Raw genomic sequence first — 15381 nt, forward strand, 5'->3', positions numbered from 1 at the left:
CGCAGTCGGACCTTCCGGCAGCCCGACGATGTGGTGCGCGGCACCGTCGCTGCCGGCGGCAGCGATGACGTCGTTGGCCGGACCGCCGGCGCACGAACCGAGAATTTGGGGAGTTGTCCTTGAGCAATCCGTTGGTCGCCGAACGGAAGGACTCGACGCAGTCGTTCACCGGCATCGCGATCGCCGAGTCGGTCGACGAGACCAGGAAGGCCATCGAGAGCGGCGACTGGGCGGGCGGCGTGCTGGGCGTTGTCGGCACCTCGCTGGACGCGCTCGGCGCGGCGATGGACCCGTTCGGCGCCGCGCTCGCCGCGGGCGTGGGCTGGCTGATCGAGCACGTGGGCCCGCTGTCGGAGGCGCTGGACGATCTCACGGGCGACCCGGACGAGATCAAGGCGCACTCCGAGACCTGGAAGAACATCTCGACCGAGCTCGAGGACCTCAAGACCGAACTGGCCGACCTGATCAAGGCGGACACGGCGGCGTGGACCGGTGAGGCCGCCGACGCGTACCGCAAGCGCGGTGAGGACACCGGCAACCTGATCGCCGCCGCGGCGAGCGCCGCCTCCGGTGCCGCCGACGGAGTGGGCACCGCCGGCGAGGTCGTGGGGACCGTCCGGACCCTGGTGCGCGACATCATCGCCGACCTCATGGGCCACATGATCAGCTGGGCGCTGCAGGTCATCGCGACGCTCGGGATCGGGTTGACGTGGGTGGTGCCGCAGGTCGTCGCCGCGGTGGCCAAGACCGCGGCGAAGATCGCCGACATCACCCAGAAGCTCGTGCAGGCGATGCAGAAGCTGACGCCGCTGCTGAAGAAGCTCGGCTACGGCTTCGACGACGCGGCCAAGTCGCTGAAGAACATCAAGGCCGACGGCGGCAAGTCGGACGCTCCGAAGCCCGAACCCGGCCCGAAGGACAAGAGCAACCTCGATCCGCCGCCGAAGGACAAGGGCAACCCCGACCCGCCGCCCAACGACAAGGGCAGCCCTCCCCCCGCCCAGACCGATTCGACGAGCGCCGACCCGGGACCCACGCCGGGCGGTGACAAGGGCAACCCGGACCCGCCGCCGAAATCCAGCGGCCCGGACAACTCCGGCGGCCCGTCGTCGTCCGGCCCCGCGTCGGCGGGACCGTCGGGCGCCAAGAACAACCCGAACACCCCGAACAGCAACAAGCCGTCCAACCCCGTGGACAGCAAGACACCGGCGGACGGCATCTGCACGGGCGGCTCCGAACCGGTGGACATGGCCACGGGCCACATGGTCATGACCGAGACCGACCTCGAGATCCTCGGCCCGCTGAGCCTGGTGGTCGAGCGGATGTACGTCTCGTCGTACCGCGCCGGGCGCTGGTTCGGCCCGTCGTGGACCTCGACTCTGGACCAGCGGCTGGAGGTCGACGACGAGAACGTCTGCTACTTCTCGCCCGACGGGATGATCCTGGTCTACCCGCTGCCGTCGGCCGGTTCCCCGGTGCTGCCCGTCGAAGGCCCGCGGTGGCCCTTGCGCATCCGGGAGGACGGCGGCTACAGCCTGGACACCCCGGACCGGAAGCAGACCATGCGATTCGCGCCGCTGGTGACCGGCGGCAGGCTCATGCCGCTGATGGCGGTCCAGGACGACGACGGCCGTCGGATCGACATCGAGCACCACCGGTTCGGCCCGCCCAAGGTGATCCGGCATTCCGACGGCTACCGGGTGGAGATCGACAGCGCCCGGGAGCGGGTCACCGGCATCCGGGTCGTCGATCCGCGGCAGGGTGCCGATGTGCCGGTGATGCGGTACGGCTACGACGACCAGGGCCGGCTGGCAGCGGTCATCAACTCCTCGGGCAAGGCGTTGCGGTTCCAGTACGACAGCGCCGGCCGGCTGACGGAGTGGCAGGACCGCAACGGCTTCTGGTTCCGCTACATCTACGACGAGCACGGCCGGGTCGTGCGCACGGTGGGCGACAAGGGCTACTTCGACTCCCAGTTCTCCTACTCGGACGACGGTCAGCGGGCGATCACGCGGTACACCGACTCGCTCGGCGGCGTGAAGGAGTTCGAGTTCAACGCCGCGAAGCAGCTCGTGCGGGAAGTCGACGCGCTCGGCAACACGACGCTGTCGACCTGGGACCGCCACGACCGGCTGCTGTCGCGCACGGACCCGCTGGGACGGACCACGCACTACGAGTACGACGCGGCGGGCCGCCCGTGGCTGATCACCCGCCCGGACGGCAGCGTGGTCGAACTGGACCTGAGCACCGACGACACCGTTGCCTCGATCATCGTGACCGACGGCGAGAACACCTGGACCCGGGTCTACGCCGGCGAGGCCCCGGACCCGTTCAGCGGAAAGGTCGGCACAGCGCCGGATCTGGACGTCGACGACCTCCGCTCCGACCGAGGCGCCGGCACCTCCGAGCCGCGAAGCGCCCAGCCCGACCGGCCGCTGCTGGACCTGTTCGGGCGGCCCCGGGAGGAGGCGGCGCCGGACGGCTCGCGGATCCAGCTCGGCTGGACCGTGGACGGCCACCGGTCCTGGCGGGTCGACTCGCTGGGCGCCCGCGAGCAGTGGCGCTACGACCCGGAAGGCAACCAGATCGCGCGGATCGACCCGATGGGCGGCGTGACCGCCGCCGAGTACGGCCCGTTCGAGACGGAGCTGGCCTGCGTCGACGAGAACGGGGCGCGCACCGAGCGCACCTTCGACACCGAGCGGCGGCTGACCTCGGTGACCAACCCGCAGGGCCAGACCTGGCGCTACGTCCGCGACCTGGCGGGCCGGGTGGTCGAGGAGACCGACTTCGACGGCCGGGTGCTGCGCTACGTCTACGACGCCGCCGGGCAGCTCGTGCGCTCGGTCAACGGTGCCGGCGAGGCGACCGACTACGTCTTCGACCTGCTCGGCAACCTCGTCGAATGGCGCACCCCGTCGTCGGTCACCACCTACACCTACTCCCCTGTCGGCCACCTGGTCAGGGCCACCAACGACGACGCCGTCCTGGAGCTCGAGCTGGACGAGCAGGGCCGGATCACCGCCGAGACGGTCAACCAGCGAACCGTCGCGTTCGACTACGACGACACGAACAAGGTGGTCCGCAGGCGCACACCGTCCGGTGTGGACAGTGCATGGGCTTGCGACGGGACGAGCAGGCCGATCGCGCTGTCGATGGGCGGGCATTCGTTGCGCTACACCACCGGCGAGGCCGGTCGCGTAGCACGGACCCGGATCGACGATGCGGCGACCGCCGAGGAGAACTACGACAGCGAGCATCGGCTCGTGTCCCAGACCGTGACCGGGCACTCGGGTCAGCTCGTGCTTGCGCGGTCGTTCCGCTACCGGCCCGACGGCGAACTGATCGGCACCGACGACCGGCTGTCGGGAAGCATCCGCTACCAGATCGACCGGACCGGCCGGGTCGTCGAAGTCATCTCCCCGGACCGGCGCGAGAACTACCAGTACGACGGGCTGGGCAACATCCTCAACGCCGGTGGCGCCCCGGACGCCGCGACCGGACCGCGCCGCTACGCGGGCAACCGGCTGGTCGCGGCGGGCGCGGTGCAGTTCGAGTACGACGCGCAGGGCCGACTCGTGCAGCGCATCGAGGCGGGCCGCGGCTGGCGGTACGCCTGGGATTCCTACGACCAGCTCGTCGCGGTGACGACGCCGGAGGGCGTCCTGTGGCGGTATCGCTACGACCCGATCGGTCGACGGATCGCCAAGCAGCGGCTCGCCGCCGACGGCGCCGTTGCCGAGCAGGTCGATTTCGTCTGGGACGGCGGAACGCTGATCGAGCAGGTGCACACCGACGCGCAGGGCCGGCGCACGGTGACGACCTGGGAGCACCGCCCGGACGACGACACCCCGGTCGCGCAGCACGAGATCGGCGCGGACGGCAGCCGGCGGTTCTTCGCGATCGTGACCGACCCGGTCGGGACGCCGACCGATCTCATCGCCCCGAACGGCGTGCTCGCGTGGCACGGCCGCACCAGCCTGTGGGGCAAGGAGCTGCCCGTGCAGCCGAACGGGGTGACGACGCCGCTGCGGTTCCCCGGCCAGTACGCCGACGCGGAAACCGGGCTGAACTACAACGTCCACCGGTACTACGACCCCGCTACCGGGCGTTACCTCAGCCAGGACCCGTTGGGCCTCGCCCCGGCACCGAACCCGGTCGCCTACGTCGACAACCCCCACAGCGCCGCCGACCCGCTGGGCCTGGCGAAGGGCGGGACGAAGCGCAAGCACGACGGTTCGGGCAACCAGCCTCCGACGACGGGCAACGGGAACAAGAGGACCAAGAAGGATCCGTGGGACCGCAAGCCGTTCAGCCACGATACGGAGAAGAAGACCCAGGCGGACAAGACATCGACCCCGCCGGGCACCGGCTACAACTCCGGGAAGAACGGCCCGCGGAACGACCAGCGGCACATCATCTCGTTCCAGACGATGCGCGACAACCTCAGGTCCTGGGTCGACCACCATTATCCGCCGGGGCACCCGCAGCGAGACGAGATGACCAAGAAGTACACCGAAAAGCTCGAGGGGATGAACAACAAGTTCGAGAACCTGCCCCTCGGGAACGGCCCGGTGAACTCGGCCATCGGTAGCGTCGTGGACAAGTGGCCGGTCGTCGAGAAAAGGATCGACGGAGAGTACATCCCGAGCAAGAAGGACACACCGGAGCCGCCGAAGGCCCCGAGCGCCGCATTCGAGCAGACAGCCGGGTACGCCAAGGACCTCCGGAAGGAGATTCCCAACGAGATCATCAAGGTCGCGGACGACATCAAGGATCCAGTGGAGCGCAAGAACTTCCTGGACGACTTCCGGGATTCCGCGGACTTCGACTGGCCGGGCGGGGACAAGAAGGGGGAGGAGTACGACAAGTGGATGGGCGTGCGCCACGAGATCAACCACATGGGCAGGTACCCGGGTGATACTCCGCCCGCGAAGGTCGACGAGTTGATCGACAAGTACCACCAGCTCGACCGCCCGAGCGGTCGCCACGAGACGATCGAGGAGTTCCGCGACCGCCCGGGCAAACCGGACGGCAACCCCAAGTGGCCCGCCGGGCCGGACGCCACGAAGTGGCCCGGCCAGAAGGACTGGAAGTGGCCCGGCGAGGACGGGTGGAAACCGGGCAAGTGACCTGTCGCGGGCTGCTGCCCGGAGGCTCTCGCGGTCTCTGGGCAGCGGCGCGCAACGTTTGCCGGGCGGGCCGCCCGCACAGCCAGGAGGTGCTGCAGGGCATCCCGCGGAGTGCCGACGCGACGCAACGTGCTGAAGAGCCGGCGCGCCGCGACCCCGGCCCTCAGCGCGGCGGCATCGTCAGACGAATGACACGATCACGATCAGCGCCAGCTCCGCTGCCGCCAGGGCGCCGGCGGCGATCCCGAGCCGTCTCGCCAGAACCGCTCCGCGGACCGTGATCGATGCCGCGGCCAACGCCACTGCCAGTGGGATCAGCACGGCGCAAAGCATCTGCAGGACTGCGATTCCCGACATCATTCCCTGATCTCCACGCGCGACCTCCCGCTCAGCGGATCATTCTGGAAAGCGCACGTCATCGAGCAGCACCGCCACCTGGTGGATACTGCCCGGCGGCACGTCGCCCGGCGAGCCCCTCCATGGGGTGTTCACCAACTCATCAGGTGACACCTCCATGTACCGGAACCCGCCGGAGCAGGAAAAAACCGGTGCGTTTCACGAGGTTGTTCCCTCACGCACGATGGCGTGTCACTCGCGGGGCACGCTCGGATGCGAGTTTGGGACGTGTTCGCCGACAAGTCGACGCCGTCGCCGCGGTGGAAGTCGACCACGCCGTCGCAGCCGTTCTCCCCTGCTCCCGGTCAGATCATGCCGGGTGCCGCGGTCGCCGTTGTCGTACTGGAGTCGGCGAGCGGTTTCCTGCCCAGCGAGCCGCTGGTCAGCGTTCTCACGCCGCTGCGTCTGGTCGTCTTGCTCGGTCTGCTGGGACTGGTCCTCGACCGGGCGGGAGTCGGCTCGTTCCGCACCCGGATGGACGTCCTCGTCGGCGTGGTCGTGCTGTCGGCACTGCTCGCCACGGTCGCCGGGGGCGGCACCAGCGCGCCGCTGCGCGGCCTGCTGCCCCAGGTGGCGGTGTACTACCTGCTCGTCGGGATGCGACGGCGTCACCCCGAGTCCTGGCACGCGCTGACGGTGTTCGCGCTGGCATCGGTGTCGATTGCCGGCGCGGTGGCGCTTAGCCAGGCGACCAACGCCACGCCGACCGGCTTCTGCCGCAGCGGTCTGCTCGGCGACGCCGACTGCGGGCCCGACACGCTGGTCCGTTCCATCGGCACCTTCGCCAACCCCAACACACTCGCCGCGTTCCTGGTGATGCTCACGCCGATCGCCGCGCTCGCGGCGACGCTGCTGTCGGAGCGGACGGCCCGGCTCAGCGTCATGATCTTGGCCGGAGTCGGCTACGGCGCGGTCCTGACCACGTTCTCGCGGGCGGGCTACATCGCCGCCGCCGCGGGCATCCTGGTGCTCGTCGCGGCACGCCGGCTGATGCCGCGCTTCAGCGGCTCCGGGTTCCGCCTGGCCACCGCTGCCGGCGTGGGCGGCCTGGCGTGCGTCGGACTGGTGATCGCGATCAGCTCGCGAGCAGGCGCCGCGCTCGGCGTCCGCGGGCAGGCGTGGGAAGCGGCCATCGAGGTCGCGAGCACGAACCCCCTCGGCGTCGGCCTGCAACGCGCGGGCGCGGTCATCGACGCCCGCGCGCCGGGAGACGTCGAGTTCTCCCACGTGCACAACCTCTGGCTGAACTGGCTGGTTGAGGCGGGTGTGCTCGGCATGCTCGGGATCACCGCGGTGACCGTCGTCGGAGTCATCTCGGCCGCCCGCCTCGCCCGGGACGGCTCGGCCACCGGAGTCGCCTGCCTTTCGGGCCTGACGGCGTTCATGCTGATGAGCCTCCTGGACCATCCGGCCAACCTGGAACGCATCGCGATGATGTTCTGGCTCGTGCTGGCCTTGACGATGGCCGAGACCCCGGCCCGCTGGCGCCCTCGGACCGCAGCGCCGGCGCCACCGCCGGCGACACCCCAGCCTCCCGCACGGCCGCCCGGGCAATTGACGCCCGGGCGTCCCAGGAAGCACCCCCGCCAGCGGGTCAGGACCGGCCCGACATCCAGCACCGGGATGCCGCTCACTGGCCCATGACCCGAACCGCCAGCACGACAGCACCCGCGTCAGAGCGGCCTCCCCTCAGAGCCGCAAGGCGGTTTCGAAGACAGGCTCTCGCAGCCGGCGTCCACAGTGTCCTGTTCCGGCGGCGACGTGCGCGGTCAGAGGTTGCGCTTGAAGAGCTCCAGCAGCTCGGTCCAGTGGCGTTCCGCCGCTTCGGCGTTGTAGGCGGCGGTGTCGGCCTGGGTGTAGCCGTGCGGTGCGCCCGGGTAGACCTCGCAGCAGTGGCGGACACCGGCCCGGGTGAGTCCTCGAGGCGGTCGATCTGCTCCGGCGGCAGCGCGTGGTCCTGGTCGGCGTGGCCGAAGTAGAGCTCGGCGGTGACGTGGTCGGCGACCAGGTGCGGGCTGTCGGGTGCCTCGGTGGCCAGGTTCCCGCCGTGGAACCCCGCCGCCGCGGCGACCCGCTCCGGGTAGGTGCCCGCGGTGCGCAGCGCCATCACGGCACCCATGCAGTAACCGGTGATGCCGACCGGGCTGTCGGCGGTCAGCGGGCTTTCGGCAAGCCAGCGCAGGTAGGCGTCGGCGTCGCGCATCACCAGTTCGGGCGTCAGGTCCCGCATGATCGGCATGATCTGCTCGAAGAGATCCGGCCGGGCGCCCGGGTCGATGAACTCGGGCAGTTCGACCACCGGGGCCCGCCCGTGGCGGTAGAAGACGTTGGGGGCCAGGACGGTGTAACCCGCCTCGGCGAGGCGGTCGGCCATCCTGGCCAGGTGCGGGCGCACCCCGAACGCGTCCATGTAGAGCAGGACCGCGGGGTGGGGCTGTCCGTCGTCCGGGTGCGTCAGGTAGGCGTCTGCGGTGCCGTCCGGGGTCGGGACGTCCACGGAGCTTCCGCGCACAGTGGTCATCGGTGTTCTCCCATCTGCGCCGGCCGTCGCCAGCCTAGTCGCGGGCACAGCCTGCAACAGGTCGGCCCGGCGTGGTGAATCTCCCACCCGGCCGATCACCGAACCGCCGTCGAACCCGCCAGGCCGGACCGCTACGGCCGGCTCATCCGCGATGCTCCCGCACGGTCGGCCAATACCGTCCCCGCACTGGTCAGATCTCCAGCCGCGCCTCCTCGAGGTCGAAGTCGCGGATGATGCGCGTCATCACCTCGTTGGAGATCTCCCCGCGGTCGCGCAGCCGCACCACCGTCGTCCGCTGCGCCTGGAGCACCACGCGGACCATCTGCTGGTAGGCCAGCGACCGGTCCTCGTAGTCGTGCTCGGACTCCTGGTCCGCGCGCGCCCCGAGCCTGCGGCCCCGGTACTCGTAGGCGCGGCGCATCCGCTCGACGCTGTCGTCGCGCGTCCACTCCTCGGCTGCGAGCTCGTCGATCTGGGCGAGTGCGGTCTCGGTCGCCTCCAGCCGGGCCCGCAGTTCCTGGCGTTCCTCGGCGCCCTCGTCGGTGACCCGCAGCAACCGGATGAGGCCCGGCAGCGAGAGCCCCTGCACCACGAGCGTGGCGAAGATGACCGCGAAGACCAGGAAGATGATCAGGTCACGCGCCGCGAAGGGGAACCCGGGCGCGACGGCGAGCGGCAGCGCCAGGGCGGCGGCCAGCGAGACGCTGCCGCGCATGCCGCTCCACGCCAGCACCAGCCGGTGCCGCGCCCCGACGCGGCGCTCCCGCTGGCCGGGCCGCCGGTCGAGGATCCGGATCAGGTACGGGACGGTGAAGAACCAGACCAGCCGGACGACCACCACCGTCCCGGCCACCGCCAGCGCGTACCGGGCGAGATCGGCTGCGGTGTATTCGGCGAGCCCTTCCAGAGCGCTGCGGAGCTGGAGGCCCACGAGCACGAACAGCACCGCGTTGATGAGGAAGTTGATGATGTCCCACACCAGGAAGCCCTGCAACCGGGTACGGGCGGGCAGCGTGGTGACGCCGCGAACGCCCATGTAGAGCCCGGTGGTCACCGCCGCGAGCACTCCCGACGCGCCCAGCGCGTTCGCGGGGATGAAAGCGGCGTACCCGCTCAGCAGCGAGATCGTCAGGCTCACCTGGGCGTCGGTGGTGTGGCGGCGGATCAGCGCCACCAGCCAGCCGACCACCAGCCCGATGGCGATGCCGCCTGCGGCGCCTGCCACGAACGCCAGCCCGGCGTTCCCGTACGACATGCCCTCCCCGACGATCGCCGCCACGGCCACCCGGTAGGCCACCAGCGCGGTCGCGTCGTTGAACAGGCCTTCGCCCTCCACGGCGCTGACGAGCCGGCGCGGCGCGCCCAGCCGCCGCATGACGAGCCCGGCCGCGAGCGGATCGGTGGGCGAGACGATAGTTCCGAGCGCGAACGCGGCGGGCCAGGACAGCCCTGGCACGAGGGCGTGCGCCAGCACGGCCACCGCGCCCGCCGTGGCCAGCACCAGGCCCACCGAGCTCAGCGTCAGCGCCCGCAGGTTCTCCCGCAGGTCGTGGAAGTTCGCCGACAGCGCGGCCCAGTACAGCAGCGGCGGCAGGAAGACCACCAGCACGATCTCCGGATCGAGGTGGACGTGCGGCAGCCCCGGCAGGAACCCGATCGCCGCTCCCCCGACCACGAGGACGATCGGGTACGGGATCGACAGCAGCCGAGCCACGGCCGCCAGCACCGCCACCGACACCAGCAGCCCGCAGATGAGAACTTCCGCCCCGCTCATGTGGACTCCCCCGGGGCAACGGTGACCGAGCCTTGCGGGCGCCGCAAACCAGGGCCGTGGTGACGACCGCCCCGGCATGCGCCGCATTCAGCCCAATGCGGCTACCGAGTGTGGCCGCAGGAGGGCTGCCGTGCTCACCGTCCGTGCTCCTCGCCGGCCTGGCACAGCAGGAGGTGACCCCGCCGTTGGCATCGACGCGGTCACGTCCGCTTCTCGCGTGCTGCTCCTGCCAGCACGCCTCGTAGACCAGGTCGACAACTCACGCCATCGACACCGCGACGCCTCCGGGAGTCCTCATCGGACGGTGCAGGTGTTCGGTGCCGGCGCACCGGCGAACCGGTCCGCGACCCACCGCGACCGGTCGGCGGCCGACTGCCGCATCACGGTTTCGTGGTCGCCGGGGTAATCGTGGTAGTCGACGGGCGTGCCCTGACCGCACTGCTCCGCCGCTACCTCCGCCACAGTGGACGCGGCGACGTCGGTGTCCGCTGCGCCGGAAGCGACGAAGATCGGCCCCGCAAGGGGCGCGTTCGCATAGCGATTGCGTTCGATGAACTCGCGGACAGCGGCGTCCTGTGACCAATCAGGTCGCAACAGTTCTCGTGGTGTGCCCGTGCCGCTGAGGGCTCGTCCATAGGTCCAGCAGCCCTCGTGGAGGTACCGCTCGTAGTTGCTCATCCCCTTGTCGCTCATCACGTTCCGCGGCTGGAACGCCGGGTACTGCGCGGCGATCGAGCTGGCGACGTAGGCGAGGTACTGGCCTTGGCCCTCGTTGTCCGCGACCTCGCGCTGGAGCCGGTCGTACGGCGTCACCGGGGCGATCGCCACCGAACCGAGGAACCTGCCGGTGGGTTCGGCGGCTTCCTGCCGGGCAACGCCCCACACGGCCTGGCCGCCCTGGGAGTGCCCGACCGCGACCCAGCGCTCGCTCAGCCCGGCCACCGCCTGGCGTGCCGCGGCGATGGAGTAGCGCACGTCCTTGGCGTTGGCTGTCATGGTGATGTACTCGTGCCCGCTGCCCGCACCCAGTCCCGAGTAGTCGGCGGCTACCACGGCGTACCCCTGTTCGAGCCAGTTCGCGATCTCGTCGGGGTAGTACAGGTCCTTCATCAGGCTCGGTGCGCACTGCCGCGCCACACCGCTCGTCCCGTGCACCCAAGCGACGACCGGCCACCCGCCGGGCGGCGGAGGGCCCGCCGGGGTGAGCACCGCCGCCGAGGCCGCCACCGGCGTGCCCTGCGCCGATCGGGAGTTGTAGACGACGAGGTTTCCCGCGGCGCCCTCGGGCAACTGCCACCCGGTGGCCCGCTCCGAACGCAGCACCGAGCCCGGTGCCGCCGTGCCGGGCGCGGTGTCGTAGAGCGCGGCGCGCGGCAGCGCGTTGGCCGCTTCCGCGGCCCGCGCGCCGGCGATCTCGTCGTCCTGCTCAGCGGGCGGGCGCCCGCCGCAGGCGGCCAGCACGAGCACGAGAGCGAGCAGAACCGATGTCCGCCCAACCAGTTTTCCCATTGTTCCGAACTCCTGGTCCAGATCACGGTCACGTCCGCCGAAAGTGAACGTTCACGCCCTGGTTAGGTCAATGGTGTTGACATAAGCTCCGGGCGTGACTTCCCGCCGGGTACCCCGACACCGCACCCGCCGACGCCCCACCCGACGCGGCCAGGTCCTGTCCGAGGAGCTGATCGTGGACACCGCGCTGCGGCTGATCGAACTGCACGGCGCCGACGGGCTGTCGATGCGCAGGCTCGGGGCGGCGCTCGGCGCGGACGCCACCGCGGTGTACCGCTACTTCGACGGCAAGCACCAACTCGTGCTCGCGATCGCCGACGAACTGATCGGCAGGACCTTCGCCGATTTCCACCCCAGCGGCGACTGGGTCGCGGACCTGCGCACCGCGGCGGAGCTCATCTACCGCACCAACCGAGCCCATCCCCGGGCCGCCATGCTGGTCACCTCGGTGGTGACCGGCCGAGGGCACGAGGTGGCCGCGGTCGAGACGATGCTCGGCATCCTGCGCGGCGCCGGGTTCGCCCCGGCGGACGCGGTCCGCCACTACCACTGCTTCATCAGCCTGGTGCTGGCTTTCTCGGCACTGGATTCCACGATCGACGCCGCCGATCCCGAGCAGCTGCACGCGGAAGCGGCCACCTGGCACGACGTGTACCGCGCACTCCCCGCCGAGCAGTACCCGAACATCGCGGCGGGAGCCGACGAGCTCGACGTGCAGATGCAGAGCACGCCGTTCCACACGACCCTGGAACTCCTCCTGTCCGCGATCGCCGCGCAGGCGCCCGACCCCGCATGACCGGTGGCCCGGTGTCAGTCCTCGCCGTGGAACGGATGGGTCAGCCGGTCCCGGTCGGCGACCAGGCGGCGCACCGCGGCGGGATCGCGGCCGGTCGCATCCCGCAGTACGGCAGCGAGATGTCCGGCGGCACCTGGGTCGGCAACCAGCACTTCGACGACATGAACAACATCATCGACTGCACCCGGAACCGGGGTCGCACCGTCAATGAGTGGAGCCTGGCGCTCGACCAGAACCACAACCCGCACAACGGCGGCTGCGACGTCTGCACCGGCCTGGTCACCGTCCACAACGGAGACCACCGGCACGGCGACCTCCACGTGGAACGGCACACCCGGCGCGTGACCGCACAGCGGCGGATGTCGCGCCGCTGACGCTCCTGTCGCACCGGAATCCCCCCAGAGAAACGGGGAACGGGAGTTCGTTCACAACTCCCGTTCCCCGCGACCACTACTGACGTGCTTCAGGCGACGACCTGGACTTCGTCACCCGGGTTGAGGTTGTTGAAGAAGACCTCGGACGACTTCTTCGACAGGTGGACGCACCCCGCCGACCTCTTGGTGAGACTGCCCTGGTGGAAGGCGATCCCACCCGGTGCGAAGAACACCGAGTTCGGCATCGGGGCGTTGAACTCCCCGCTGACGTGGTCCTTGTCCTTCCACTGCACGTGGAACGTGCCGGTGGGAGTCGGGGCGTCGGGCCGTCCCCCCAGCGCGGACGCCTCCCCGTAGTACACCTGCCCGTCCCGAACCAGCCACGCGCGGTTCTTGGACAGGCTGACGCACGCCTTGGCGGTCACCGTGCACGGCGTGCCCGGCACGAGCGCCGGGGTCGCAGGGGCGGCGGACTCCGCCATCGCAGTCGCACCCGACCCCAGCAGTGCGCCCGAGACCATCACGGCGGTCGCGGTCGATTTCATCGCATTGCTCAACATCTCTGCATTCCTGCCTGGATCTGTTCGACGACTTCCTATGAGGGAAACGTGTTCCCGCATGGAAGACGTGCGGCAGCGGGGGGACGTTGCTTCGCGATCGCTCACGACACACGTACATCGCAACGAGGCGACCCGATCGGAGCATCCATCCCCGTGCGGCACCCGGCAGGAATGCGGCGTAGTGCCCGATATGGAGTCGATGCCGACTTCGACGAACTTGTCCGGATTCCGTTCAGCAGCGAGGAAGCTTCGGGATGCTCCCGTTCAGGCCGATGCGGCAGGCCGCCATGCGCTCGCCATTTCCCTACCGCTACCCGAGCGTCCAGAAGTGCTCGCCGCTCCTCACTCACCCCGCCAGACCGCGGGCCGCTTCTCCAGAAACGCGCTCATCCCCTCTTGCGCGTCGCAGGTCATGGCGTTGGTGGCCATGACCTCGCTCATCTCCGCGTAGGCCTGGTCCTGCGGCAGGTCGATCTGCCGGTAGAACGCCTGCTTGCCGATCTTCAGCGTCAGCGGGCTCGCGGCGGCGACCTGGGCGGCGAGCTCCGCGGCCCGCTCATCGACCCGCCCCGGTGCGACGACCTCGTTGATCAGACCCCAGTCCGCGGCCGTGGCCGCGTCGATGACCTGCCCGGTCAGCAGCATCTGCAACGCGCGCTTGCGGCCGATCGCCCGGCTCACCGCGACCATCGGCGTCGAGCAGAACAGGCCGATCTTGACACCGGGCGTGCCGAAGACCGCCGTCTCGGCCGCGACCGCCAGGTCGCAGGTCGCCACCAGCTGGCAGCCCGCGGCCAGCGCGGGACCCTGCACGGCGGCGATCACCGGCTGCGGGATTTCCTGGACGGTCTGCATCATCTCCGTGCACACCGCGAAGACGTACCGCTCGTCCTCCACCGTGCGGTCGAGCATCTCACCCAGGTCGTGACCGGCCGAGAACGCGGGCCCCTCGGCCCGGACCACCACCGCACCCACCTCCTGGGACCCGCCGACCTCGCGGAGCGCCGCGGTGATCTCCTGCATGGTCGCCACCGACAGCGTGTTGCGCCGGGAGGCGTTGTCGAGCGTGAGCGTGGCGATCCCATCACGGACGTCGGCCACCACCGGCTCCGCGGCTACGTCGGTCATCTGGACCTCCAGCCCTGAACGTACTGGTCAGCCCAGCTTAACGGCGACCACGCGCACGAGTCGACACCACCGCGAACCGGCCGATCGAACACTTGGCCGAACACGGCGTTGGACACTGTGCGACTCCAGACTCTGCGCGTGGCCCGTCTCATCCACCTCAACGGTCCCCCTGGTATTGGGAAGTCGACACTTGCGCGGCGCTATGCGGACGACCACGTGGGTGTGCTCAACCTCGACGCGGACGAGCTGAGGCGATTGATCGGCGGCTCGCGTGACCGGTTCGAGGAGACCGGGAAGCTGGTGCGGCCGATTGCCCTGAGCATGGCCGGCACGCACCTGCATTCTGGGTGTGACGTGGTCATGCCGCAGTTCTTGGGACGGTTGAGCGAGATCGAGCGCTTCGAGGCCGTCGCGCACGACAACGGCGCCAGATTCTGCGAAATCGTGTTGATGGACACCAAGGAGCGAGCCGTGGAGCGCTTCGCACTCCGTGGCGAGAATGACGACATGCCCTGGCACCAGCAGGTCAAGGAGATCGTGGCGCGGCAAGGCGGGCAGTCGCATCTCGCGGCCATGTACGACCAGCTCGCCGAGGTGATCCGGAGGAGACCGGGCGCGACCGTCATAACCAGTGAGGTGGGTGCGATCCAGCGGACGTACGACGCCCTCACCGCGGTTCTCGACGCGAAGCGCTGAGCGATCTGGGAGCAGATCGCTGCCAGGTGGGTTGGTACACGTGTCGGTTTGCGGCTGGAGCTCGGTCCAGCAAGATCACGGTGTTTCAGTGGTGAAGGTGCGGCCGTAGGCCGGTCCGGATGATTCGCGCGCCATGCAGCAACCGACACAGCGCGTCTGGTCGCCGGCGACTCGCCGGCATGTCGGTGACCTGGCGTGGCCACGCAACCAGCACCTCGGCCGCGAACCGGAATGGCTGACCGCGTTGTGGGAAGTCGAGGGCGAAAGTCACGCAGGTGTTGGCTGAATGAACGCGGACTCGGACAAGATCCCAGTACTGTTGAGCTGAAAGGGAGCGCTGGACCCCGTGCTTCGGCCGGTGCCGGCCGGGTCACCGGTGAGGTACGCTGCGCGCGCTCGCGACGATGTCGCTCGCACACGCTTTGCGGGGTAGCGCCGGACATGGCATTGCTGATCGACACCGAACCGCCGACCGGGACGGTCGGGCCGGGGCGG

General features: G+C 70.0%; 10 protein-coding genes and 1 pseudogene. 5 read left to right on the forward strand and 6 right to left on the reverse strand.

The genetic code is table 11. The features are described 5' to 3' along the window. The first annotated feature begins 119 nt into the window (after positions 1 to 119). Positions 120 to 5132, forward strand: a complete 5013-nt coding sequence (locus SACE_RS23170) for a DUF6531 domain-containing protein (RefSeq protein ID WP_011874454.1) — start codon at positions 120 to 122, stop codon at positions 5130 to 5132. A gap of 180 nt (positions 5133 to 5312) precedes the next feature. Here SACE_RS23170 and SACE_RS23175 read toward each other — a convergent pair whose 3' ends face one another. Further along, entirely contained in the window at positions 5313 to 5453 is a 141-nt protein-coding gene (locus SACE_RS23175) for a hypothetical protein (protein ID WP_011874455.1), read from the reverse strand. 288 nt (positions 5454 to 5741) lie between these two features. On the opposite strand from SACE_RS23175, the gene SACE_RS23180 reads away from it, so the two are divergent. Further along, the gene (locus SACE_RS23180) at positions 5742 to 7172 is read left to right on the forward strand and encodes an O-antigen ligase family protein (protein WP_011874456.1); all 1431 of its coding nucleotides are present in this window, start codon (positions 5742 to 5744) and stop codon (positions 7170 to 7172) included. Between the two features lie 125 nt (positions 7173 to 7297). On the opposite strand, the pseudogene SACE_RS39965 reads toward SACE_RS23180, so the two are convergent. The 3 genes and pseudogenes from SACE_RS39965 to SACE_RS23195 form a co-directional block, all read right to left on the reverse strand. Then, a pseudogene (locus SACE_RS39965) lies at positions 7298 to 8049 on the reverse strand (dienelactone hydrolase family protein). A gap of 190 nt (positions 8050 to 8239) precedes the next feature. After that, positions 8240 to 9823 carry a Na+/H+ antiporter gene (locus tag SACE_RS23190; RefSeq protein ID WP_009948899.1) on the reverse strand — a complete coding sequence of 528 codons (1584 nt, stop codon included), beginning with the start codon at positions 9821 to 9823 and terminating at the stop codon, positions 8240 to 8242. 294 nt (positions 9824 to 10117) lie between these two features. Next, positions 10118 to 11332 (reverse strand): lipase family protein, encoded by a 1215-nt coding sequence (locus SACE_RS23195; RefSeq protein ID WP_011874458.1) that lies wholly within the window; start codon positions 11330 to 11332, stop codon positions 10118 to 10120. Positions 11333 to 11426: 94 nt separating this feature from the next. On the opposite strand from SACE_RS23195, the gene SACE_RS23200 reads away from it, so the two are divergent. Both SACE_RS23200 and SACE_RS23205 read left to right on the forward strand, forming a co-directional pair. Next, positions 11427 to 12128, forward strand: coding sequence for a TetR/AcrR family transcriptional regulator (locus tag SACE_RS23200; protein ID WP_031334391.1), 702 nt, complete (start codon positions 11427 to 11429; stop codon positions 12126 to 12128). A gap of 11 nt (positions 12129 to 12139) precedes the next feature. Next, positions 12140 to 12502 carry a glycosyl hydrolase gene (locus tag SACE_RS23205; protein ID WP_157894868.1) on the forward strand — a complete coding sequence of 121 codons (363 nt, stop codon included), beginning with the start codon at positions 12140 to 12142 and terminating at the stop codon, positions 12500 to 12502. An 89-nt stretch (positions 12503 to 12591) separates the two neighbouring features. Here the strand turns inward: SACE_RS23205 and SACE_RS23210 are convergent, their stop codons facing one another. Then, the gene (locus SACE_RS23210) at positions 12592 to 13047 is read right to left on the reverse strand and encodes a L,D-transpeptidase (protein ID WP_009948895.1); all 456 of its coding nucleotides are present in this window, start codon (positions 13045 to 13047) and stop codon (positions 12592 to 12594) included. 357 nt (positions 13048 to 13404) lie between these two features. Further along, positions 13405 to 14190 carry an enoyl-CoA hydratase gene (locus tag SACE_RS23215; RefSeq protein ID WP_009948894.1) on the reverse strand — a complete coding sequence of 262 codons (786 nt, stop codon included), beginning with the start codon at positions 14188 to 14190 and terminating at the stop codon, positions 13405 to 13407. Positions 14191 to 14328: 138 nt separating this feature from the next. Here SACE_RS23215 and SACE_RS23220 point away from each other — a divergent pair, with 138 nt between their 5' ends. Beyond that, positions 14329 to 14886, forward strand: a complete 558-nt coding sequence (locus SACE_RS23220; RefSeq protein ID WP_037303706.1) for an AAA family ATPase — start codon at positions 14329 to 14331, stop codon at positions 14884 to 14886. The last annotated feature ends 495 nt before the right edge of the window (positions 14887 to 15381 follow it).

This window comes from Saccharopolyspora erythraea NRRL 2338, assembly GCF_000062885.1.
Classification (GTDB): Bacteria; Actinomycetota; Actinomycetes; order Mycobacteriales; family Pseudonocardiaceae; genus Saccharopolyspora_D; species Saccharopolyspora_D erythraea.